Annotated in this window: 19 protein-coding genes; 12 read left to right on the plus strand and 7 right to left on the minus strand. The window is 62.4% G+C overall.

Features of this window, described 5'->3' with window-relative positions; genetic code table 11:
* Positions 1 to 99: 99 nt before the first annotated feature.
* From INQ47_RS12415 to edd, 5 genes are all read right to left on the minus strand, one after another.
* On the minus strand, positions 100 to 1350 hold the full coding sequence (locus INQ47_RS12415; protein WP_404701787.1) for an AGE family epimerase/isomerase: 1251 nt from the start codon (positions 1348 to 1350) through the stop codon (positions 100 to 102).
* 228 nt (positions 1351 to 1578) lie between these two features.
* A complete protein-coding gene (locus tag INQ47_RS12420; RefSeq protein ID WP_209967787.1) occupies positions 1579 to 3033 on the minus strand; it encodes an ATP-binding protein in 1455 nt (484 codons plus the stop codon).
* Positions 3014 to 3739 (minus strand): two-component system response regulator GltR, encoded by a 726-nt coding sequence (gene gltR / locus INQ47_RS12425; protein ID WP_176683703.1) that lies wholly within the window; start codon positions 3737 to 3739, stop codon positions 3014 to 3016. The genes INQ47_RS12420 and gltR overlap by 20 nt, the downstream gene beginning before the upstream one ends.
* 78 nt (positions 3740 to 3817) lie before the next feature.
* Positions 3818 to 4777, minus strand: a complete 960-nt coding sequence (locus INQ47_RS12430) for a glucokinase (protein WP_004575645.1) — start codon at positions 4775 to 4777, stop codon at positions 3818 to 3820.
* The gene (edd, locus tag INQ47_RS12435) at positions 4774 to 6600 is read right to left on the minus strand and encodes a phosphogluconate dehydratase (protein WP_176683705.1); all 1827 of its coding nucleotides are present in this window, start codon (positions 6598 to 6600) and stop codon (positions 4774 to 4776) included. The genes INQ47_RS12430 and edd overlap by 4 nt, the downstream gene beginning before the upstream one ends.
* 264 nt (positions 6601 to 6864) lie before the next feature.
* Here edd and gap point away from each other — a divergent pair, with 264 nt between their 5' ends.
* Positions 6865 to 7866, plus strand: coding sequence for a type I glyceraldehyde-3-phosphate dehydrogenase (gene gap / locus INQ47_RS12440; protein WP_404701788.1), 1002 nt, complete (start codon positions 6865 to 6867; stop codon positions 7864 to 7866).
* A 23-nt stretch (positions 7867 to 7889) separates the two neighbouring features.
* On the opposite strand, the gene INQ47_RS12445 is transcribed toward gap, so the two are convergent.
* The gene (locus INQ47_RS12445) at positions 7890 to 8216 is read right to left on the minus strand and encodes a hypothetical protein (RefSeq protein ID WP_338444616.1); all 327 of its coding nucleotides are present in this window, start codon (positions 8214 to 8216) and stop codon (positions 7890 to 7892) included.
* A 32-nt stretch (positions 8217 to 8248) separates the two neighbouring features.
* Between INQ47_RS12445 and INQ47_RS12450 the strand changes: the two genes are divergently transcribed.
* The 5 genes from INQ47_RS12450 (at position 8249) to INQ47_RS12470 (ending at position 13936) form a co-directional block, all read left to right on the plus strand.
* A complete protein-coding gene (locus INQ47_RS12450; protein ID WP_021781899.1) occupies positions 8249 to 8761 on the plus strand; it encodes an RNA polymerase sigma factor in 513 nt (170 codons plus the stop codon).
* An 88-nt stretch (positions 8762 to 8849) separates the two neighbouring features.
* Positions 8850 to 9812 (plus strand): FecR family protein, encoded by a 963-nt coding sequence (locus INQ47_RS12455; protein WP_404701789.1) that lies wholly within the window; start codon positions 8850 to 8852, stop codon positions 9810 to 9812.
* A 125-nt stretch (positions 9813 to 9937) separates the two neighbouring features.
* On the plus strand, positions 9938 to 12526 hold the full coding sequence (locus INQ47_RS12460; RefSeq protein ID WP_404701790.1) for a TonB-dependent receptor: 2589 nt from the start codon (positions 9938 to 9940) through the stop codon (positions 12524 to 12526).
* Between the two features lie 348 nt (positions 12527 to 12874).
* The gene (locus INQ47_RS12465; RefSeq protein WP_404701791.1) at positions 12875 to 13468 is read left to right on the plus strand and encodes a biliverdin-producing heme oxygenase; all 594 of its coding nucleotides are present in this window, start codon (positions 12875 to 12877) and stop codon (positions 13466 to 13468) included.
* A gap of 54 nt (positions 13469 to 13522) precedes the next feature.
* Positions 13523 to 13936 carry a YbaN family protein gene (locus tag INQ47_RS12470; RefSeq protein ID WP_021781895.1) on the plus strand — a complete coding sequence of 138 codons (414 nt, stop codon included), beginning with the start codon at positions 13523 to 13525 and terminating at the stop codon, positions 13934 to 13936.
* Here the strand turns inward: INQ47_RS12470 and arcD (INQ47_RS12475) are convergent.
* Complete coding sequence (gene arcD / locus INQ47_RS12475; protein WP_021781894.1) at positions 13916 to 15343, minus strand: arginine-ornithine antiporter; 1428 nt, start codon at positions 15341 to 15343, stop codon at positions 13916 to 13918. The genes INQ47_RS12470 and arcD (INQ47_RS12475) overlap by 21 nt on opposite strands.
* Before the next feature lie 435 nt (positions 15344 to 15778).
* On the opposite strand from arcD (INQ47_RS12475), the gene arcD (INQ47_RS12480) reads away from it, so the two are divergent.
* From arcD (INQ47_RS12480) to INQ47_RS12505, 6 genes are all read left to right on the plus strand, one after another.
* A complete protein-coding gene (gene arcD, locus INQ47_RS12480; RefSeq protein WP_021781893.1) occupies positions 15779 to 17206 on the plus strand; it encodes an arginine-ornithine antiporter in 1428 nt (475 codons plus the stop codon).
* A gap of 33 nt (positions 17207 to 17239) precedes the next feature.
* Entirely contained in the window at positions 17240 to 18493 is a 1254-nt protein-coding gene (gene arcA / locus INQ47_RS12485; RefSeq protein WP_021781892.1) for an arginine deiminase, read from the plus strand.
* Between the two features lie 69 nt (positions 18494 to 18562).
* Positions 18563 to 19573 carry an ornithine carbamoyltransferase gene (locus INQ47_RS12490; RefSeq protein ID WP_003255074.1) on the plus strand — a complete coding sequence of 337 codons (1011 nt, stop codon included), beginning with the start codon at positions 18563 to 18565 and terminating at the stop codon, positions 19571 to 19573.
* Positions 19574 to 19737: 164 nt separating this feature from the next.
* Positions 19738 to 20667: a carbamate kinase gene (gene arcC, locus INQ47_RS12495; RefSeq protein ID WP_209967796.1), complete on the plus strand. Its 930-nt coding sequence runs from the start codon at positions 19738 to 19740 to the stop codon at positions 20665 to 20667.
* Between the two features lie 56 nt (positions 20668 to 20723).
* Entirely contained in the window at positions 20724 to 21092 is a 369-nt protein-coding gene (locus tag INQ47_RS12500; protein WP_176683713.1) for a DUF5064 family protein, read from the plus strand.
* Positions 21093 to 21234: 142 nt separating this feature from the next.
* A complete protein-coding gene (locus INQ47_RS12505; protein WP_103443542.1) occupies positions 21235 to 22743 on the plus strand; it encodes a sigma-54-dependent transcriptional regulator in 1509 nt (502 codons plus the stop codon).
* Positions 22744 to 22755 lie beyond the last annotated feature (12 nt).

Here is a 22755-nt window from a genome sequence, read left to right on the forward strand (position 1 = left end):
CACCTTTCTTGTTGTTATGCCGTGCAAGTCGATCGCTTGCGTTGCATGAAGTCTAAACAGCGCGCTCGCCTCGTCAGGTAACGAAGCGATGCGTGAATGTCATCGTTTGGTTACATTGCCGCCCAGGTTACTGGCCAGACTGGGTGCCAGGGGCAAACCTGGCAACAGCAGCGCCTGGTAGGCGTGATAGAGGTCGGGCTTGCCCGGCCAGAGGGTACCGGCCGGCTGGTTGTGCGCATCGAGTTCGTGGTGCCAGCTGCCGCGAATGGGGTCAATGAAATGATTGGCGATAAAGCCCCAGCAGCAGCGGTACCACTGTTCGTAATGCGCCTCGCCGGTGCGTTGCAACAGGGCTGCCGCAGCGGCGCAGGCCTCGGCGTGCACCCAGTGCAGTCGTGCATGCACCACCGGGCGATCAGCCCAGTCCAGGGTGTAGACGAAACCCGGTTCGCCATCGACGTTCCAAGCCTGTTGGCAGGCTGTGTCGAACAATGCGCGGGCACTGTCCGGCAACCATTGCGGGGCGCACAAGCCGGCCCGTTCAAGGCTGGCTTCCAGGTGCAGCAGCAACCGCGCCCACTCCAGGGCATGCCCGGGTGTAGTGCCATAAGGCCGGAAGGGGTCGGTGGGGTGTTCGAGGTTGTAATCCGGCAGCGGTTGCCAATGGGCATCGAAATGTTCGATCACCCGATAACCGTTGGCGGCAGCATGGCCATGGATGATGCGTTCGGCAACTCGCAGGGCGCGTTGCAGCCACAGGCCGTTGCCGGTGGCATCTGCCAAGGCCAGAAAGGCCTCGGTCGCGTGCATGTTGCTGTTGGCGCCCCGGTACGGCTCGGGGAGCTGCCAGGCGTGGGAGAAGGCTTCCCGCAGGGCACCTTCTTCTTCGCTCCAGAAATGCGCTTCGATCACCTGGATTGCGTCTGCCAATAGCGTATTGGCGTCGACAACGCCGGCCACCACCGCCGAGCTGGCGGCCAGCGCGACGAAGGCATGCAGGTACGCCGCCTTGCCGCTATCGTCGTGGCCGCCAGGGTGGGCGAACCAACCGCCGTGGGTGGCATCCTGCATGGCACCGCGCAGTGCTGCCACACCGTGCTCGGCATAGGCCAGGCTGCCAGGGATGCCCTGCAGATGGGCCAAGGCGAAGCAATGGGTCATGCGGGCGGTGTTCATGGTTTCGGCACGGGCACCAGGGGCGAGTTGCCCGTTGGCATCCAGATTGCCGAAACCGTCGGGTAGTTTCGCGGCCTTGGCAAAGGCCAGCAGGCGCTGTGCTTCGGCCAAGCGCCAGGCGTTGTGGGCCGGGGCATTGAGCCAGCTGTCAGCGGACAGGTTGAGGGAGGTCATGGGCCAGCTTGATCCTTGCCAGTCATTTGCGAATTCTAGCCAGAGGGGTCATGGCGGATGTCACGAAGGACGGCGGGATTGTCACCGGGCAGTGACATTTCGCCTGCCTGTATTGGCCTCTTCGCGGGCGCGCCCGCTCCCACAAAGACCGCACAGCCTTCCAAGTTTACGCTGTACCTGTGGGAGCGGGCTTGCCCGCGAAGAGGCCCACACAGGCACCCCAAAAACTCAATCCATACCCCGCGGCAGATAGAGGGTCACCCGCAGCCCACCCTCGCGCAGATTCAGCAAGCTCACCTCGCCCCCATGGCTATGGGCGATGTTGCGCGCAATGCCCAACCCCAGGCCATAACCCTGCTGCTGCCCGGCCAGACGGAAATGCGGCTCGAACACCTGTTCCAGCTGCTGCTGCGGCACCCCGGGCCCCTGGTCATCCACCTGCAGCACAAAGCCCTCCGCCCCGTCGATGATGCGCAGCCGCGCCCGTTCGCCGTACTTGATGGCGTTGTCGATCAGGTTGCCGATGCAGCGACGCAATGCCAGCGGCTTGCCCGGGTAAGGCGCCAGCGCCTGACCCTCGACGGTGATGCGACCATCGCCCAGATAAGGCTCGGCCAGAATCTCCAGCACCTGGTTGAGGTCGACCGGCTCGATGTTTTCGTGGATGTCGGTGTCCTTTACGCACTGCAAGGCGCCTTTGACCAGCAACTCCAGCTCATCCAGATCCTGACTGAACTTGGCCTGAAGGCGCTCGTCCTCCAGCAGTTCGACACGCAGGCGCAAGCGGGTGATTGGCGTGCGCAGGTCGTGGGAAATGGCGCTGAACAACTGGCTGCGTTCGGTCAGGTAGCGGCTGATTCGCTCACGCATGCTGTTAAACGCCCGGCTAACCTCGACCACTTCACTGCCACCCGCTTCAGCCAACGGCGCCACATCGGCGCCCAGCGACATTTCCCGCGCGGCCCGCGCCAGCCGTTTGAGCGGCCAGCTTTGCCAGTGCACCAGCAGGCCGATGAACAGCAGCAGCAAGGTTGTGGTGAGCACGATGAAACCAATCTGCTGCCGAGGCAGGCGTTCGGCCTCCAGGCTGGTATAGGGTTCGGGCAGCAACGAGGCGATGTACAACCACTCCCCCTCACCCAGACGGATCTGCGTCACCAGCACCGGCGGGTTGAGTGGTTCCAGAGTCAGCGAGTAATGCGCCCAGGAGCGCGGCAACTCATCGAGCTTCAGACCACTGTTGAAGATACGCAGGTCGTCGGGGGCGACGAACGCCACGGAAACTTCCATCTGCGAACCCAGGCGCTCGTGCAGCACCTGCTGGAACACATCGATCACTGCCTGCTTGCGTGGGGTGTCAGGCAGTAACGGCATGTCCAGCGGCCTGGCATTGAGTGACACGAAAAAACGCGTGCCCCCCATGCTGCGCAGTTGGTCGAGCACCATTGGCCGATAGGCGACCGGCAGCGAGCGGAAGTAACTGACACTCGCGCTCATCGAATGGGCCAGGCTGCTGGCGCTGGCGCGCAGACCCTGCAACTGGCTGGCACGCAACTGGGCAACCCAGATGATGCTCGACAAGCCCTGGGCCAGCAGCACCACCAGCAGGGTCAGCAGCAACATGCGCCCCAGTAGCGAGCGCGGCAGCAGGCGCCAGCGCCGCTCAGGGTGCACTGCAGACATGCGCCGCCAACAAGTAGCCACTGCCACGCACGGTGCGGATCAGCCGGGGAGGTTTGTCGGTATCGCGCAGGCGCTGGCGCAGACGGCTGACCGCCATGTCGACGATACGATCCAGCGGCATCGGTTCGCGGCCACGGGTGGCGTTGCCGATGGTGTCGCGGTCGAGAATTTGCTGCGGATGGTCGAGGAACAACTTGAGCAGGGCGAAGTCGGCACCGGAAAGAATCACCTCTTCACCGTCGTGATGGAACAGGCGGTGGCTGACCGTGTCCAGGCGCCAATCGTCGAAGGCCAGCACCGCACTACCCGGCGCGGCGTGACCGAACTCAGCGCGGCGCAGCAGGGCCTTGATTCGCGCTTGCAGTTCGCGGGGGCTGAACGGCTTGCCCAGATAGTCGTCAGCGCCCAGCTCCAGGCCGATGACCCGGTCGGCCTCGTCGGAGCTGGCGGTGAGCATGATGATAGGTACGCGCGCCTGGCGTGGGTGCTGGCGTACCCAGCGGCACAAGCTGAAGCCGTCTTCGTCGGGCAACATGACGTCAAGAATGACCAGGTCGCAGGGCGTGGTTTCCAGTGCACGGCGAAAGCCCTTGCCGTCAGCCTCGGCATGTACCTGAAAGCCGGAGCGGCTCAGGTAGGTTTGCAGCAGTTCACGGATTTCCTGGTCGTCGTCGACCATCAGGATCGATTTGCCGGCAGTGCTCAAGGTGGTCTTTCCTCTTGTTGATTGCAGGTCTTTTTGCCTGCTGTCGGGTATTGCCATCGGGGCCGCCAAGTGGCCCCATCAGTGATCCAACGCCTGCTGCAACGCTACCCCGGCCCCCTCCAACCCGGAAAACTCCGCCGTCACCAGCCACACCGGCACCCCGGTAAAATAGCCACTCATACACCCCTTGTCGGCAAAACTCGCAGCAAACCCGCTACGCAGGAACAGCTCGGCAAAGCGCGGAATCACACCGCCAACAATATAGACCCCGCCTCGCGCGCCCAGCGTCAGCACATTGTTACCAGCCACTCGCCCAAGGAAACGACAGAACTGCTCGACCACCGCCAGCGCCCTTGGCTCACCGCCCAGTGCCGCATCGGTGATATGCGCCGGGGTCTTGTGCCTGGGCGTGTCACCGTCCAGCGCACAGATCGCCTGGTACAGCCGCACCAGGCCACCACCACTGAGCACGGCCTCGGCGCTGACATGACCGATCTGACTGTGGATCTGTTGGTGGATTGCCGCTTCGCGAGCATTGCCCACCGGCAGGTCAACATGCCCGCCTTCACCCGGCAGGGCCTTCCAGTGCTGTTCGCCCAGACGCAGCAACGAGCCCACCCCCAGGCCAGTACCTGGGCCGATCACCAGTGCCGGCCTCGAGGGGTCGGCCTGGCCGGGGCACACCTCGCGGAACTCCCCTTCGCGCAGACGGGTCATGCCCAGCGCCATCGCGGTGAAATCATTGATCAGCAACAGTCGCTCGACCTGCAAGGTCTTGCAAAATGCCGTGCGGCTCAGGCGCCAGTGGTTGTTGGTGAAGCGGAATTCATCGCCATCGACCGGGCCGGCCACCGCCAGGCACACCGCCGCCAGGCCACCACGGGCGATACCTTGGCTTTCCAGGTAGGCCTCGATGGCCTGCTCGGGGTTGGTGTAGTCCGCGGTGGCGAAAACATTTACTTCATGCAGCTGGTTGTCACGCCACAACGCAAAACGGGCATTGGTGCCGCCAATATCACCAACCAGCAGGTGCTTCATTTTAGGTGCTCCAGGGCCGAGGTAAAGGCACTGGCGCCCTGCTCTGCCGGGCTGAACGCCATGCGCATGAAGCCGAACAGCTCGCGCCCACACCCCAGGTCGTTGCCCTGGGGCGCAGGCGGCAGCTCACGGCTGGCCAGTTCTTCGGCCGACACCATGATCCGCAACGTGCCTTCGACACCGTCGACTCGCACAATATCACCATCGCGCACCCGCGCCAGCGGGCCGCCGTCGTAAGCCTCCGGGCAAACGTGAATGGCCGCGGGGATCTTGCCCGAGGCACCGGACATGCGCCCGTCGGTAACCAGCGCAACCTTGAAGCCACGGTCCTGCAGCACACCGAGGAACGGGGTGAGCTTGTGCAGTTCCGGCATGCCATTGCAACGCGGGCCCTGGAAGCGCACCACCGCGACAAAGTCGCGCTCCAGTTCGCCGGCCTTGAACGCGTCGGCCAGCGACTGCTGGTCCTGGAACACCCGCGCCGGAGCCTCGACCACCTGGTGCTCGGGGGCGACGGCAGACACTTTCATCACGCCACGGCCCAGGTTGCCTTCCATCACCCGCAGGCCGCCTTCGGCCGAGAATGGCCGCGACACCGGGCGCAGGATGCTTTCGTCCAGGCTCTGTTGCGGTCCTTCGCGCCACACCAGCTTGCCATCGTCGAGGAAGGGTTCCTGGGTGTAGCGGCGCAGGCCATGGCCGGCCACGGTGTTGACATCTTCGTGCAGCAGGCCAGCGTCGAGCAGCTCACGAATCAGGAAGGCCATGCCGCCGGCAGCCTGGAAGTGGTTGATGTCGGCCTTGCCGTTGGGGTACACGTGCGACAGGGTCGGCACCACTTCGGAAAGGTCGGCCATGTCCTGCCAGGTCAGCTGGATACCCGCAGCCTGGGCGATCGCCGGGATGTGCAGGGTGTGGTTGGTCGAGCCGCCGGTAGCGTGCAGCGCGACGATGGAGTTGACCAGCGCCTTCTCGTCGACGATTTCGCCCAGCGGCATGAAGCTGCCGCTGGCCTTGGTCATGCGCGTCACCTGCTGCGCAGCCTCGGCGGTGAGTGCGTCACGCAGCGGCGTGTACGGGTTGACGAACGAGGCGCCCGGCAGGTGCAGCCCCATCACTTCCATCACCAACTGGTTGGTGTTGGCGGTGCCGTAGAAGGTGCAGGTGCCGGGGCTGTGGTAAGAATTCATTTCGGACTCCAACAGCTCTTCGCGGCTGGCCTTGCCTTCGGCATAGCGCTGGCGCACATCGGCCTTCTGCTTGTTGGAGATGCCGGAAACCATCGGCCCGCCCGGGACGAAGATGGTCGGCAGATGGCCGAAGCGCAGCGCGCCCATCATCAGGCCGGGGACGATCTTGTCGCAGATGCCCAGCATCAGTGCTGCGTCGAACATGTTGTGCGACAGCGCTACCGCCGTGGACATCGCGATCACTTCACGGCTGGCGATAGCCAGCTCCATGCCCGGCTCGCCCTGGGTCACACCGTCGCACATGGCCGGCACGCCACCGGCAAACTGGCCGACCGAACCGACCTCGCGTAGGGCCTGCTTGATCTGCTCGGGAAAATGCAGGTACGGCTGGTGGGCAGACAACATGTCGTTGTAAGCCGAGACGATGGCCACGTTGGCCGCGTTCATCAGGCGCAGAGTCTGCTTGTCTTCGCTGCCGCAACCGGCCACGCCGTGGGCGAAGTTGGCGCACTGCAGGCTGGCACGCATGGGGCCTTCACTGGCCGCGCCACGAATCAGCTGCAGGTAACGTTCGCGGGTGGCTCGGCTGCGTTCGACCAGCCGCTGGGTGACCTCAAGGATGCGCGGATGCATGTACTGGACTCCAGGCTAATTGTAAGGGCGGTTTACCGGGCATTTCCCCTCCAAACGATTGCGGCCTAGGCTCATGATTAGGAGCCCGCTGCATCGGTGGAGGCACGACGCCCAACCACTCGTTGTATATTTAAACAAAATACTGCCACTAAAAAGGCTTGTTTTCTATCAGCCAGTGAATAATCTTGTAATTCCAACAACAAAACCGTTTCAGTGAAGCTCCTTTGTGCCACAGGTTTCACTCGAACTGCCAGAGGTACTGCCATGACCCTTCGCATCGCCATCAATGGATTCGGCCGAATCGGGCGCAATGTCCTGCGCGCACTGTATACCCAAGGCTACCGCCAGGACCTGCAGGTCGTCGCCATCAACGACCTGGGCGACAGCGCCATGAATGCCCACCTGCTCAAGTACGACAGTGTCCACGGCATCTTTGACGCGACCGTCGAGGCCGACCACGAAAGCCTGACGGTCAACGGTGACCGTATCGCGGTCAGTGCCATCCGCAATCCGACCGAACTGCCCTGGAAGGCCGAGGCGATCGACGTGGTGTTCGAATGCACCGGGCTGTTCACCGACCGCGCCAAAGCTGCTGCGCACCTGGCCGCCGGGGCGGGCAAGGTGATTGTCTCGGCACCGGCCAAGGGTGCCGATGCCACCGTGGTATACGGGGTCAACCACGATATCCTGCGCGCCTCGCACCAGGTCATTTCCAATGCCTCCTGCACCACCAACTGCCTGGCACCGATCGCCCAGGTGCTGCACCGGGAGTTCGGCATCGAGCAAGGCCTGATGACCACCATCCACGCCTACACCAACGACCAGGTGCTGACTGACGTGTACCACAGCGACCCGTACCGCGCGCGTTCAGCCACCCAGTCGATGATCCCGAGCAAGACCGGTGCCGCCGAGGCCGTGGGCCTGGTGCTGCCGGAGCTGGCCGGCAAGCTGACCGGCATGGCGGTGCGGGTGCCCGTCATCAACGTGTCGCTGGTGGACCTCACTGTCAACCTCAAGCGCGAAGCCACGGCCGAGCAGGTCAACCAGCTGTTCCTCGAGGCCAGCAAGCATTCCAAGGTATTGGGCTACAACGCCCTGCCATTGGTTTCCTGCGATTTCAACCACAACCCACTGTCGTCGATCTTCGATGCCAACCATACCCGCGCCAACGGGCGGATGCTCAAGGTGCTGGCCTGGTATGACAACGAATGGGGGTTCAGCAACCGGATGCTGGATAACTGTTTGGCGTTGTGCCGGGCTGGCTGAGCATGACAAGGCATTTTCGGCGCCTATGAAATCGAGCGCCGCCCGCGCGGCGCATCGCGAGCAAGCTCGCTCCTACATTTGTTTCGGGCCAGTCCATCCTGTGCCACTGGCGCGCGACCGCCTTGTTTGTACGACGCGATATCGAGCCATACGCCAGGGCGTTCGCGCGCAAATCCCACAGGCATAATTGGCCCGAAACAAATGTAGGAGCGAGCTTGCTCGCGATGCGCCGCGCGGGCGGCGCTCGATTTCAAATACACAGAAAATCCACCGCCAAGCGCCCGCAGACTCACAATCTTTACCTTTTCCTGATAATTCCACACTTGACCTGCCGCACGGATGATAAGCATTATCATTAACCTTTCGTCGGCCAGGTCCCCCCGTGAGTCAGTCCCGGTTCAACTCCGTCTTCCTCGTTCAGCGCTTAACCCTGCTGCGTACCCTGCAGCGCATGGTCGGTAACCCCAGCACGGCCGAAGACTTGCTGCAGGAAACCTACCTGCGGGTGTCCCGCGCGCTGGGCGAGCGGCCCATCGAGCACATCGAGCCGTTCGTGTTTCAGACCGCGCGCAACCTGGCGCTGGACCACCTGCGCGCACGCCGGGTGCAGGCACGCATGCTGGTCGACGACGTGCCCGACGAAGTGCTGCACAGTGTGGCCGCGCCCGCCACCAGCAGCGAGGATGCCGCCCACGCCGAGCAGTTGCTCAAGCACCTCAGCGTCAGCCTCAATCAACTGAGCGAACGCCAACAGCGCATTTTCATCCTTAGCCGCCTGCATGGCGCCACCTATCTGGAAATCGCCGAACAACTGAGTGTTTCGCCCAGCACGGTACAAAAGGAACTGAAACTGATCATGGCAATCTGCATGGGTGTTGCCGATCGACTCAAGTAAGCTGACCGCAGGCGAACAGCAAGGCAAAGCCCTTGCCACACCCCGTCTTAGCCTTGATCATTCGCAAAAAACCATTCAAGGATTCACCGTGACCGACAGCCCTGCCCCTCGCCCGTCACTTGCCCGGCCTAGCGCCCGTGCTCGTGCCATGGACGAGGCGCTGGACTGGCTGGTGCGCCTGCAATGCGCGGATGCCGCAGACACCCAGGCCTTTGAAGCCTGGCTGAGCGCCGCGCCAGAAAACGCCGAGGCCTATGTCGAGGCCGAGGCACTGTGGAACGGTACGCCATTGCATCAAGTGGCCACACAGATGCACCAGCAACAACGCCGTTCATGGCGCGGGCGCCTGCGCAGCCACTGGAAACCCCTGGCCACCGCAGCGCTGCTGCTGGTCGGGCTGTTCACCGTCGGTAACCTGCCCATGCGCCTGCAGGCGGACCACCTTACCGTGGTCGGCGAGCGCCAGCGCCTGCAACTGGAAGACGGCGCAAAAGTGCTGCTCAACACCAATTCGGCATTTACCAGCGAACGCCAGGACGGCCACCAGGTCGCCCGCCTGCTGCAGGGCGAGGCTTATTTCCAGGTTCCCGACGGCGCGCAGCTGCCGCTGGAAGTGAAAGCCGGGCCTTTGCGCGCACAGGTGCGCGACACCGACTTTGCCGTGCGCTACCTTGACGGCGAAGCCCAGGTGCGGGTGCAACGCGGCGATGTCGACCTGCAGGGGGAGCGCGACCAGCGCATCCGCCTGAGTGCCGGCGACAGCATCAGCGTCGGCCCCCAGGGCTTTGGCCCGCGCCAGCGCCCCGACATGCACAAGGACCTGGCCTGGATCGACGGCCGCCTGGTGTTCGAGAACTGTCCGTTGAACCAGGTACTGGCCGAAGTGCAGCGGTACTACCCGGGCTGGATCATCAACCGCAATGCGCAGCTGGAGCACGTTGCCGTCACCGGTAACTACCGCCTCGACCAGCCGCTGGAAACCCTGCGCGCACTGGCCCACATCACCTCGGCACAGCTGCATGAGTACCCGGCGCTGGTCATCCTGAACTAACCCTGAATTATTTTTACGCGATCGCACTCGGCCGCCCGTCTCGTTATAGCCAATGCAACTGATTCTTGTTTGAGAACGAGAACAGCCATCACCTATAACAGCCCGCGCGTCTGGGAGCGCTTCCGATGTCCACTGGTCCTACCCGCTCGTCCAACCTTCCCCGCCGTACAGGACAACTGTCCCTGTTGACCCTTGCCCTGCTCGCAAGCGGTGCCTGCAGCCTACCGGCGCTGGCCGCCGAGCCGGCCCAGGCCAGCAGCCCGCGTATGGGCGACTACCGCTTCAGCATCGGCCAGCAACCGCTGGTGTCGGCGATCAACGCCTTCAGCCAGGTCACCGGCTGGCAGGTCGGCTTCAGCGCCGAGCTGGCCGACGGCGTGGCTTCGCCAGGCGTACAGGGTTCGCTGCCGCCAGATGCTGCCCTCAAGCGCCTGTTGCGGGGTACCGGGCTGAGTTTTCGCAAGATCAGCAACGGCAATGTGGTACTGGAGCGCCAAACCGCAAGCAACGTGATCGCCCTGCAGCAGGTGACCGTCAGCGCCACCCGCAGCGCACAGGACGTCAGCCAGGTGCCGAGCACTGTCAGCGTGCAGACCCGTGAGCAACTGGACCGGCAGAACGTGAACAATATCCAGGATCTGGTGCGCTACGAACCGGGGGTGTCGGTATCCGGAACCGGCCAACGCAGCGGGCTGAACGGCTACAACATCCGGGGTATCGACGGCGAGCGGATCCTCACCCAAGTCGACGGCGTGTCGATCCCCGACAGCTTCTTCTACGGCCCCTACGCCCAGACCCAGCGCAACTATGTCGACCCGGAAATCGTCAAGCGTGTGGAAATCCTCCGCGGCCCGGCCTCGGTGTTGTATGGCAGCAACGCCATCGGCGGTGCGGTGAGCTACTTCACCCTCGACCCGGACGACATCATCAAGCCCGGCAAAGACGTGGGTGCACGCCTGAAAACCGGCTACAGCTCGGCCGACGAAAGCTGGCTGACCTCCGCCACCGTCGCCGGCCGCCAGGGTAATTTCGACGGCCTGCTGCATCTCAGCCAGCGCAACGGCCACGAGACCGAAACCCACGGCAGCCACAGTGGCGACGGCCTGTCACGCACCGAGGCCAACCCGATGGACGTGCGCACCACCAACGTGCTGGCCAAGCTGGGCTGGAACTACGCCGACGACGCGCGCCTGGCGTTCACCTACGAGCGCTACAAGGATGACCGCGACCAGAACATCCTCAGCGCAGTGGGTGGGCCGTTCATCCCCGGCTTCGGTGGCATGAACTCGTACCGCATGCGCCAAGGCAACGACACGATCACCCGTGAACGCTTCGGTCTCAATCATGAATTCGACCTCGATAGCGTGGTCGCAGATCACGTCAAATGGAGCCTCAACTACCAGATCGCGAAGACCGACCAACGCACCGATGAGCTGTATGTCGCCTCGGGACGCCAAGTGTTTCGGGACCGGCAGACGACCTACAAGGATCGCCAGTGGGTATTCGACGCCCAATTGGACAAGGCCTTCAGCATCGGCCAAACCGACCACCTGCTCACCTACGGCACCACACTCAAACAGGAGAAAGTCACGGGTTCACGTAGTGGCACCGGCACTTGCCTGAACATCGGTGGTACCTGTACCGCCATCGGACAAGACAGCGCGCGTGACGGACAGGCCTTGGTCAGCGACTTCCCGGACCCGACCGTGAATACCTACAGCCTGTTCGCGCAGGATGAAATCCGCTGGAACAACTGGACCTTCATGCCCGGCGCGCGCTACGACTACACCCGTATGGAACCCAAATTCACCGAGGAATTCTTGCGTGGTCTGGAGTCCAGCGGTACGGCGCCTACCGCCCAGGACGATTCGGACAAGAAGTGGCACCGCGTCTCGCCCAAGTTCGGCCTGACCTACGCCTTCAACGACAATTACACCTGGTACGGCCAGTATGCAGAGGGTTTCCGCACTCCGACCGCCAAAGCCATGTATGGCCGCTTCCAGAACCTGGACCAAGGCTACCGCGTGGAGGGCAACCCGGACCTCGAGCCTGAAAAGAGCAAAAGCTATGAAACCGGCCTGCGTGGCAACTTCGACGCCGGCAACTTCGACGTGGCAGTGTTCTACAACAAGTACCGTGATTTCATCGACGAAGATGCCGTGCAAAGCGCCAACCTGGAGCAGACCTTCCAGGCCAACAACATCAAGCACGCCACCATCAAGGGTGCCGAATTCAAGGGCCGCCTGAACCTCGACCACTTCGGCGCACCGCAGGGCCTCTATGCCCAAAGCTCGATTGCCTACACCTATGGTCGTAACGATGACACCGGTCAACCGTTGAACAGTGTCAACCCGCTCAAGGGCGTATTCGGCCTGGGCTACGAGCAGCAGAACTACGGCGGCTTGCTGAGCTGGACGCTGGTCAAGCGCAAGACCCGCGTCGACGACAGCACCTTCTATTCGCCTGACGGTTCTACCTCGAAGTTCCGCACCCCGGGCTACGGCGTGCTGGACCTGACCGGCTACTACAAGGTCACCGACGACATCACCATCAATGCCGGGCTGTACAACCTTACCGACAAGAAGTACTGGCAGTGGGATTCGGTGCGCAGCTACGACGGCCAGGGTGAGGCGGCTGTGACTCAGCCGGCCAACATCGACCGGCTTACCATGCCGGGGCGCAACTTCGGTATCAATGTGGTTTGGGATATCTGATCGCTTTAAATGTGCATTGGTTGTGAGATCGAGCGCCGCCCGCGCGGCGCATCGCGAGCGAAGCTCGCTCCTACATCTGTTTCGGGCCAGTTATTCCTGCGCCTTATGCGCGCGGCCCCTTGGTGTCCGACTCTGTATTGTGTCGAACCAACAAGGCGGTCGCGCGCGCGGTCACAGGTGTTATTGGCCCGAAACAGATGTAGGAGCGAGCTTCGCTCGCGATGCGCCGCGCGGGCGGCGCTCGATCTCTCAGGCGCTGCAATAACCAATCTGAAAAAAACCTTTTTTACTGTCCCGCCCCCGCTGTTTCGTCTTGTATCTAGACGCCCCCTCTCCAAGGACTGCCCCATGACCGAACGCCCAGCCCTGCGCTCCCAACGCCTGAACCAGATCACCCACGCCCCGCACGCCGAGCTGGATGCCCTGGTCAAATCCCACGCGCCTTTCGACAGCCGCGAAAGTTTCGCCCGCTTCGTCGTCGCGCAATACCTGTTCCAGTCCGAGCTGCAGGCCCTGTACAACGACCCTCAACTGATCGCCATCGTCCCTGACCTGGCTGAGCGTTGCCGTGCCGACCAGGCCCGCCTGGACCTCGCCGACCTCGACACCGAAGTACCGGCCGCCGTGCCGGGCGCCATGGGCAAGCCGAGCCTGGGCGAGGCAATGGGCTGGATCTTCGTCTCCGAAGGCTCCAAACTGGGCGCTGCGTTTCTGATCAAGCGTGCCGTGGCCCTGGAACTGTCCGACAGCTTCGGTGCCCGTCACCTGGGCGAGCCCGCCGGTGGCCGTGCCGAAGGCTGGAAGCAGTTCACCCGCATCCTCGATGGCCTGGCGCTCTCGCCTGAAGAGGAAGCGGCTGCCGAACGCGGTGCAGTGGCCGCTTTCGAGCGTTTCACCGAGCTGCTCAAGCACGCCTACGCTGCGGATGCCGCGCTGGTCTGATACGCCGTAGCCGGCCACCCCTCCGGTGGCCGAACCGTTTTATGCAGTGAGAACATGACCCAACCAGCCCGCTCGAAACTCGCCCGCCTGTTGTATGGAATCCTGGCCTACGTGAGCCTCGGGGTGGGCCTGGTCGCCATTGTGATCCCTGGCTTGCCGACCACCGAGTTCATCCTGCTGGCCGCCTGGGCCGCCACACGCAGCTCACCGCGCCTGTCGGCATGGCTGGAAAACCACCGTTTGTTCGGGCCAATTCTGCATAATTGGCGCAACGGCAAGGTAATCCAGCGCCGCGCCAAGGTCAGCGCAACCATCAGCATGCTGCTGTGTGCGGGCCTGATGCTGACCTTTCTGGAACACCACTGGCCGGTATTCCTGGCAATCGCCGGGATGACCTTGGGCAACCTGTGGATCTGGTCACGCCCGGAGCACGCCTGCCCTGCCCCGTCACAAGCTCAGCAGCCCTGAATACAGGGCATAGGCCGCCAGCGCGGCACCCACCAGCACGGCGGCGAAAATCAGCTTTTCCCAGGCCGTGAACAACGTCTGCCCCTGCTCATGCTTGGCCCTCGCGAACAAGATGACGCCGGGGGCGTACAGCAGCGCCGAAAGCAGCAGGTACTTGAGCCCGCCGGCATACAGCAGCCACACGGCATACAGCAGGGCAACCAGCGCCACCAGCAAGTCCTTGCGCCGCAACCTCGGCTGCCCGGCATAGGTTTCTGCGCGCATCGCCAGCAGCACAGCATACGCCGCAGACCACAGGTAGGGCACCAGGATCATCGACGAGGCCAGGTAGATCAGACTGGTGTACGTACCGGCGGAAAACAGCGTGATCAGCAGGAAGCCCTGAATCATGCAGTTGGTCAGCCACAGGGCGTTAGCCGGCACATGGTTGGCGTTTTCCTTGGCCAGAAAGCGCGGCATGGTCTTGTCCCGCGCCGTGGCGTAAAGGATCTCGGCACACAGCAGCGCCCAGGACAGCAAAGCGCCAAGCAACGAGACCGCCAGGCCGAGGCTGATCAGCAAGGCGCCCCAGGGGCCAACGATATGCTCCAGCACCGAGGCCAGTGAGGGGTTCTGCAGCCCGGCCAGTTCCGGTTGGGTCATGATGCCCAGCGACAACACGTTGACCAGCACCAGCAACGCCAGCACACCAAGAAAACCGATGACGGTAGCCTTGCCCACGTCTGACCGACGCTGGGCGCGCCCGGAATACACGCTGGCACCCTCTATGCCGATGAACACGAATACGGTCACCAGCATCATGTTGCGCACCTGCTCCAGCACGCTGCCGAATTGTGGGTTGCTCAAGCCCCAGATATCCCGGGTGAAGATGTCGGCGCGGAAGGCAAATGCAGCGATCACCACAAAAATCAGCAACGGCACCACCTTGGCCACGGTGGTGACCTGGTTGATGAAAGCCGCCTCCTTGATGCCGCGCAACACCAGAAAATGCACCGACCACAACAGCAGCGAGGCACAACCGATGGCGATGGGTGTGTTGCCTTCGCCGAACACCGGGAAGTAGAAGCCCAGGGTGCTGAACAGCAGCACGAAATAACCGACGTTGCCCAGCCAGGCGCTGATCCAGTAGCCCCAGGCCGAGGAAAAGCCCATGTACTCACCAAAGCCGGCCTTGGCGTAGGCATACACCCCCGAGTCCAGTTCCGGCTTGCGGTTGGCCAGGGTCTGGAACACGAAGGCCAGGGCCAGCATGCCGACCGCGGTGATCGCCCAGCCGATCAGCACGGCGCCCACATCGGCACGCGCGGCCATGTTCTGCGGCAGCGAGAAGATACCACCGCCAATCATCGACCCGACCACCAGCGCGATCAACGCGCCCAGGCGCAGCTTCTGTCCCGGTTCGCTCATGAGCCTCCCTTCTTCAAACCTTGTCATGCGTTTGAAACAGCCTTGCGGGCTATATAAATATCGTTACTTATACTGAAGCTGTGGGTTCAACCTATATCACTCATAACTGCTTTGTCTATGTACCTGCTCTCTCAAAACTAGCAGCAGTCCGGCAACTGGAAAAGAAACTGATAAAACTCGAATTTCTTGTGAAAAATTTGCTAAAGCGGCAAAAGCGGCTAATTTCAAGCATCGCAGGCTGAACAGAGCGTTTGCTCTAGAAGTACATGGAGGTGCCAGCATTCAAGGCCTGCAGCCCAAGCTGTCGGCACTCTCCAGGAGCACCCGTGAAGGAAATTTCCTACCTTTACGGCGCCTTAAACTGACGCAAGTCAGCTCAAGGCAGCGGCGTCGGATCTATTCTGTCGTCAACTTTCTCCTGGCAGGAGTTGTTAAATGTCTGATTCATCCGGAAAACTAAAGCTCGGCGCGTTAGTTGCACTTGTCGTCGGCTCGATGATTGGCGGCGGTATCTTCTCGCTGCCGCAAAACATGGCCGCCAGCGCAGGGGTTGGGGCCGTGCTGATCGGCTGGGCAATCACCGCAGTCGGCATGCTGACCCTGGCCTTCGTGTTCCAGACCCTGGCCAACCGCAAGCCTGACCTGGATGGCGGGGTGTATGCCTATGCCAAGGCCGGCTTCGGCGACTACATGGGCTTTTCCTCGGCCTGGGGCTACTGGATCAGTGCCTGGCTGGGCAACGTCGGCTACTTCGTGTTGCTGTTCAGCACCTTGGGCTACTTCTTCCCGATTTTCGGTGAAGGCAACACCCCGGCCGCCATCATTGGCGCATCGATCCTGTTGTGGGCGGTGCACTTCCTGGTACTGCGCGGCATCAAGGAAGCGGCGTTCATCAACCTGGTCACCACTGTGGCCAAAGTGGTGCCGCTGGTGCTGTTCGCCCTGATCTGCCTGTTCGCCTTCAGGCTCGACATCTTCACCGCCGATATCTGGGCCGTGGGCACGCCAGAGCTTGGCAGTGTCATGAACCAGGTGCGCAACATGATGCTGGTCACCGTGTGGGTGTTCATCGGCATCGAAGGCGCGAGCATCTTCTCGGCGCGGGCGGAAAAACGCACCGACGTGGGCAAGGCAACGGTGATCGGCTTCGTGACCGTGCTGCTGTTCCTGGTGTTGGTCAACGTGCTGTCGCTGGGCATCATGACTCAACCGGAACTGGCCAAGCTGCAGAACCCGTCGATGGCTGCCGTGCTGGAGCATGTGGTCGGCCACTGGGGGGCGGTGCTGATCAGCGTCGGCCTGGTCATCTCGCTGCTCGGGGCGCTGCTGTCGTGGGTGCTGCTGTGCGCCGAGATCATGTTCGCCGCAGCCAAGGACCACACCATGCCGGAGTTCCTGCGCCGCGAGAACGCCAAACAGGTACCGGCCAACGCCCTGTGGCTGACCAACGCCATGGTGCAGATCTTTCTGGTCATCACACTGTTCTCAAGCAGCACCTACCTGTCCCTGATCTACCTCGCCACCTCGATGATCCTGGTGCCCTACCTGTGGTCGGCAGCCTATGCGTTCTTGCTGGCACTGCGCAGCGAAACCTACGAACAGGCCCTGGCCGAACGCAAGAAGGACCTGATCATCGGTGGTATCGCCCTGTTGTACGCCGTCTGGCTGCTGTACGCCGGCGGCGTGAAATACCTGCTGCTCTCGGCCCTGCTCTACGCACCTGGCGCCATCCTGTTCGCCAAGGCCAAGCGTGAGGTGGGCAAACCGGTCTTCACCAACGTGGAAAAACTGATCTTCGCAGCCGTGGTCATTGGCGCCTTGGTGGCAGCCTATGGCCTGTATGACGGCTTCCTGACCCTTTGACCCACGTCTTCGCTCAATTGGAGGAATGAAACCATGTCCGCTGAAAAACAGAAGTACGGTGTCCACTCCGAAGCCGGCAAACTGCGCAAAGTGATGGTTTGCGCCCCGGGCCTGGCGCACAAGCGCCTGACACCGAGCAACTGTGACGAACTGCTGTTCGACGACGTGATCTGGGTCGACCAGGCCAAGCGTGACCATTTCGACTTCGTTACCAAGATGCGCGAGCGTGGCGTGGATGTGCTGGAGATGCACAACCTGCTGACCGATATCGTGCAAAACAAAGAGGCCCTGAAGTGGATCCTCGACCGCAAGATCACCCCTGACACCGTCGGCGTAGGCCTGACCAACGAAGTGCGTAGCTGGCTCGAAGGCCTTGAGCCACGCCACCTGGCCGAATTCCTGATCGGCGGTGTGGCAGGTCAGGACCTGCCGCAGAGCGAAGGCGCCGAAGTCGTGAAGATGTACAACGACTACCTGGGCCACTCCAGCTTCATCCTGCCACCACTGCCCAACACCCAGTTCACGCGCGACACTACTTGCTGGATCTACGGCGGCGTGACGCTGAACCCGATGTACTGGCCGGCGCGTCGCCAGGAAACCCTGTTGACCACCGCCATCTACAAGTTCCACAAGGAGTTCACCGAGGCCGACTTCCAGGTGTGGTATGGCGACCCGGACAAGGACCATGGCAATGCCACGCTCGAAGGCGGTGATGTGATGCCGATCGGCAATGGCATCGTGCTGATCGGCATGGGCGAGCGCACCTCGCGCCAGGCCATCGGCCAGCTGGCGCAAAACCTGTTCGCCAAGGGCGCCGTCAAGGAAGTGATCGTCGCCGGCCTGCCAAAATCCCGCGCCGCCATGCACCTGGACACTGTCTTCAGCTTCTGCGACCGCGATCTGGTCACGGTCTTCCCGGAAGTGGTGAAAGAGATTGTGCCATTCATCATCCGCCCGGACGAAAGCAAGCCTTACGGCATGGATGTACGCCGCATCAACAAGTCGTTCATCGAAGTGGTGGGCGAGCAACTGGGCGTCCAGTTGCGCGTGGTCGAGACCGGCGGCAACAGCTTCGCCGCCGAGCGCGAACAGTGGGATGACGGTAACAACGTGGTGGCCATCGAGCCGGGCGTAGTCATTGGCTATGACCGCAACACCTACACCAACACCCTGCTGCGCAAGGCCGGCATCGAGGTCATCACCATCAGCGCCGGCGAACTGGGCCGAGGCCGTGGCGGCGGCCACTGCATGACCTGCCCGATCGTGCGCGACCCGATCGACTACTAACGACCATCACGCCCGGCCGCCCCCATGAAGTGGCGGCCGGGACATCACCGAACTCAAGGAGAAACTGTCATGGCGTTCAACATTCACAACCGCAACTTGCTCAGCCTGGAACACCACACCACCCGTGAGTTGCGCTACCTGCTGGACCTTTCCCGCGACCTCAAGCGCGCCAAGTACACCGGCACCGAGCAGCAGCACCTGAAGGGCAACAACATTGCCCTGATCTTCGAAAAAACCTCCACCCGTACCCGTTGCGCCTTCGAAGTGGCAGCCTATGACCAAGGCGCCAACGTCACCTACATCGACCCCAACTCCTCGCAGATCGGCCACAAGGAGAGCATGAAGGACACCGCCCGTGTGCTCGGGCGCATGTATGACGCCATCGAGTACCGTGGCTTCAAGCAGGAAATCGTCGAAGAGCTGGCCAAGTTCGCCGGCGTACCGGTGTTCAACGGCCTGACCGACGAATATCACCCAACCCAGATGATCGCCGACGTGCTGACCATGCGTGAGCACAGCGACAAGCCGCTGCACGACATCAGCTACGCCTACCTGGGCGATGCCCGCAACAACATGGGCAACTCGTTGCTGCTGATCGGCGCCAAGCTTGGCATGGATGTACGCATCGCCGCGCCCAAGGCACTGTGGCCGCATGACGACCTGGTCGAGCGCTGCAAGCAGTACGCTGAAGAAAGCGGCGCACGCATTACCCTCACCGAAGACCCGAAAGCTGCGGTCAAGGGTGTCGACTTTGTCCATACCGACGTGTGGGTCTCGATGGGCGAGCCGATCGAAGCCTGGGGTGAGCGCATCAAGCAGCTCAAGCCTTATCAGGTGAATGCCGAACTGATGAAGTCCACCGGCAACCCACGGACCAAGTTCATGCACTGCCTGCCGGCATTCCACAACTCAGACACCAAGGTAGGCAAGCAGATCGCCGAACAATACCCGGACCTGGCAAACGGCATCGAAGTGACCGATGACGTGTTCGAGTCGCCAGCGTGCATCGCCTTCGAGCAGGCGGAAAACCGCATGCACACGATCAAGGCAATCTTGGTATCGACCCTGGCTGATCTATAAGTAGCCCGCAGTCCCTGTGGGAGCGGGCGTGCCCGCGAAGGCGTCAGCCGCATCATCGATGATGTCAGGTCTGGCCTCTTCGCGGGCATGCCCGCTCCCACAGCGAACTCCGCAGCCTCCGTGCAGCGACAGTCGATTCATTCTTTCGCTAAAGGACATTCCACATGCGTATCGTTGTTGCATTGGGCGGCAACGCCCTGCTACGTCGCGGCGAGCCCATGACCGCTGACAACCAGCGCGCCAATATCCGCACCGCCACCGAACAGATCGCCAAGATTCACCCTGGCAACGAACTGGTCATCGCCCACGGCAATGGCCCGCAAGTGGGTCTGCTGTCGCTTCAGGCCCTGTCGTACAAGCCAGACGAGGCGTACCCGCTAGACGTGCTGGGCGCCGAAACCGAGGGCATGATCGGTTACATGATCGAACAGGAACTGGGCAACCTGCTGGCCTTCGAGGTGCCCTTCGCCACCTTGCTCACCCAAGTGGAAGTGGACGCCAACGACCCGGCCTTCAAGGATCCGACCAAGTTCATCGGCCCGGTCTATAGCAAGGAAGAGGCCGAGCGCCTGGCCAAGGAAAAGGGCTGGGTGGTCAAGGCCGACGGCGACAAGTACCGCCGCGTGGTAGCAAGCCCGAAACCCAAGCGCATCTTCGAAATTCGCCCGATCAAGTGGCTGCTGGAAAAAAGCAGCATCGTGATTTGCGCAGGCGGTGGCGGCATCCCCACCATGTACGATGAAAACCACAAGCTCAAAGGCATCGAGGCGGTGATCGACAAAGACCTGTGCTCGGCGCTGCTGGCCGAGCAATTGGAAGCCGACCTTCTGATTATCGCCACCGACGTCGATGCAGCCTACATTGACTGGGGCAAACCGACGCAGAAGGCCATCGCCCAGGCCCACCCGGACGCGTTGGAAACGCTGGGGTTTGCCGCCGGCTCCATGGGGCCGAAGGTGCAGGCCGCCTGCGACTTTGCCCGCAACACCGGCAAGGTGGCGGTGATCAGTTCGCTGGAGAACATCGAAGGCATCGTCAAAGGCAAAGCCGGCACTCGGGTTTCCACCGAGAAGCCGGGCATCAGCTACCGTTGAATGCAGCAGGCGGGCTTACGCGGCCCGCCATTTTCAACCTTCCAAAGGAGATAGCCATGGCCCAGTATCACTCCGGTCATGTACACATCGAGCGCACTGCGCTGAACCACGCCGACCACAGCTATGACCTGAACATCGAGTACGAGGCCGTGTCGGACCCCAAGGAAGGCAGAGGCATTCAATTCCACATGCATGGCAGCATCGAAGGCAAGACGGTGGAAGAAAAGTTCTTCCTCGCCAAGGACCAGGTCTTGCCCAGCTTCCTCATGCTACTGACCCGCAAGGCGCAGTCGTATCTGGCGCCGCCGAAGAAATTCGAGACCCTGAGTTCGCCGCACAAGCTCTATGACCATATGTTTGCGGACATTCGCGAAAAGCTCGATGTGAAATCGGGCGACCCGATCAAGCCTGAACATCTGGAGTGACCCTTTTCGCGAGCAAGCCCGCCCCACACATGGACAGCAGCAACCCTGTGGGAGCGGGCGCCCTTGATGCGCCAACCGACCTTGGGCCTGAACCCCGTCTCAGGGCATACTGACGACCTCCGTCGCCAACTGTTCGAACCCCATGCGCATCCACGTCAGCTTCATCGACCGCGTCGGCATCACCCAGGAAGTCCTCGCCCTGCTCGGTGCCCGCAACCTCAACCTGGACGCCGTGGAGATGGTCCCGCCGAACGTCTACATCGACGCCCCTACCCTCAGCCCCGCCGTACTCGAAGAACTGCACGACGCGCTGTTCGAAGTACACGGCGTGCAATCGGTGGACGTGGTCGACATCCTCCCAGGCCAGCGCCGCCACCTGCAACTCGATGCCCTGCTGGCCGCCATGAGCGACCCGGTGCTGGCGGTGGACAGCGCAGGCCTGGTGCTGTTGGCCAACCCGGCGCTGATCGAACTGTGCGGTCGCGAATCTGCCGGGCGCTCGGTGGGTGAACTGTTTGGCGACCCCGCACTGCTGCAAGCGCTGCTGGACAACAACTTCCACCTGCCCATGCGCGAAATGCAGCTGAACGGCCATAGCCTGCTGCTGGACGCCATGCCGATCACCAACGCCGGCGGCCTGCTGACGCTGTACCCACCCTCGCGCATGGGCGAACGCCTGTCGGCCCTGCACCACGATCACGCCGAAGGCTTCGATGCCTTGCTGGGCGAGTCGCCGGCCATCCGCACCCTCAAAGCCCGCGCCTTACGCGTGGCGGCGCTCGATGCGCCGCTGCTGGTGCATGGCGAGACCGGCACCGGCAAAGAACTGGTAGCCCGCGCCTGCCATGCTGTCAGCAGCCGCCACGCGGCCCCGTTCCTGGCCCTGAACTGCGCCGCGCTGCCCGAGAGCCTGGCCGAAAGCGAACTGTTCGGCTACGCACCCGGGGCCTTTACCGGCGCGCAACGAGGTGGCAAGCCTGGGCTGATGGAACTGGCCAACCAAGGCACCGTATTCCTTGATGAAATTGGTGAGATGTCGCCATACCTGCAGGCCAAACTGCTGCGGTTTCTCAGCGACGGCAGCTTCCGCCGGGTGGGTGGCGACCGCGAAGTGAAGGTGGATGTGCGCATCATCAGCGCCACCCACCGCGATCTGGAGCGCATGGTCGCCGAAGGCAGCTTCCGCGAAGACCTGTTCTACCGTCTGAACGTGCTTAACCTGGAGGTACCGCCGCTTCGCGACCGTGGCCAGGACATCCTGATGCTGGCGCACTTCTTCATGCAGCAGGCGTGCACGCAGATCCAGCGCCCAGCCTGTCGACTAACCCCCTCCACCCATTCGGCACTGCTGGCCAACCCTTGGCCGGGCAACGTGCGCCAGTTGCAGAACGTGATCTTCCGCGCCGCGGCTATCTGCGAGGGCAATCTGGTGGATATCGGCGACCTGGACATCGCCGGCACCTCGGTGGCACGCGGGCAAGATGGCGAAGTGGCCAGCCTGGAACAGGCCGTGGGTAATTTCGAGCGCGAGCTGTTACAGCGCCTGTATGCCAGCTATCCGTCAACACGGCTACTGGCCGGGCGCTTGCAAACTTCGCACACGGCTATCGCCCAGCGGCTGCGTAAATATGGAATACCCGGGAAACCATGACGCTCGTGGTAA

Origin of the sequence: Pseudomonas sp. 3HC3, assembly GCF_044904505.1 — a bacterium.
GTDB lineage: Bacteria > Pseudomonadota > Gammaproteobacteria > Pseudomonadales > Pseudomonadaceae > Aquipseudomonas > Aquipseudomonas putida_Y.

Bases quoted from the DNA above. Each gene is read 5' to 3' on its own strand.
- INQ47_RS12415 (WP_404701787.1), bottom strand. From the start codon at position 1,350: ATGACCTCCCTCAACCTGTCCGCTGACAGCTGGCTCAATGCCCCGGCC.
- INQ47_RS12420 (WP_209967787.1), bottom strand. From the start codon at position 3,033: ATGTCTGCAGTGCACCCTGAGCGGCGCTGGCGCCTGCTGCCGCGCTCG.
- INQ47_RS12430 (WP_004575645.1), bottom strand. From the start codon at position 4,777: ATGAAGCACCTGCTGGTTGGTGATATTGGCGGCACCAATGCCCGTTTT.
- edd (WP_176683705.1), bottom strand. From the start codon at position 6,600: ATGCATCCGCGCATCCTTGAGGTCACCCAGCGGCTGGTCGAACGCAGC.
- gap (WP_404701788.1), top strand. From the start codon at position 6,865: ATGACCCTTCGCATCGCCATCAATGGATTCGGCCGAATCGGGCGCAAT.
- INQ47_RS12445 (WP_338444616.1), bottom strand. From the start codon at position 8,216: ATGCTTATCATCCGTGCGGCAGGTCAAGTGTGGAATTATCAGGAAAAG.
- INQ47_RS12460 (WP_404701790.1), top strand. From the start codon at position 9,938: ATGTCCACTGGTCCTACCCGCTCGTCCAACCTTCCCCGCCGTACAGGA.
- INQ47_RS12465 (WP_404701791.1), top strand. From the start codon at position 12,875: ATGACCGAACGCCCAGCCCTGCGCTCCCAACGCCTGAACCAGATCACC.
- INQ47_RS12470 (WP_021781895.1), top strand. From the start codon at position 13,523: ATGACCCAACCAGCCCGCTCGAAACTCGCCCGCCTGTTGTATGGAATC.
- arcD (WP_021781894.1), bottom strand. From the start codon at position 15,343: ATGAGCGAACCGGGACAGAAGCTGCGCCTGGGCGCGTTGATCGCGCTG.
- arcD (WP_021781893.1), top strand. From the start codon at position 15,779: ATGTCTGATTCATCCGGAAAACTAAAGCTCGGCGCGTTAGTTGCACTT.
- arcA (WP_021781892.1), top strand. From the start codon at position 17,240: ATGTCCGCTGAAAAACAGAAGTACGGTGTCCACTCCGAAGCCGGCAAA.
- INQ47_RS12490 (WP_003255074.1), top strand. From the start codon at position 18,563: ATGGCGTTCAACATTCACAACCGCAACTTGCTCAGCCTGGAACACCAC.
- arcC (WP_209967796.1), top strand. From the start codon at position 19,738: ATGCGTATCGTTGTTGCATTGGGCGGCAACGCCCTGCTACGTCGCGGC.
- INQ47_RS12500 (WP_176683713.1), top strand. From the start codon at position 20,724: ATGGCCCAGTATCACTCCGGTCATGTACACATCGAGCGCACTGCGCTG.
- INQ47_RS12505 (WP_103443542.1), top strand. From the start codon at position 21,235: ATGCGCATCCACGTCAGCTTCATCGACCGCGTCGGCATCACCCAGGAA.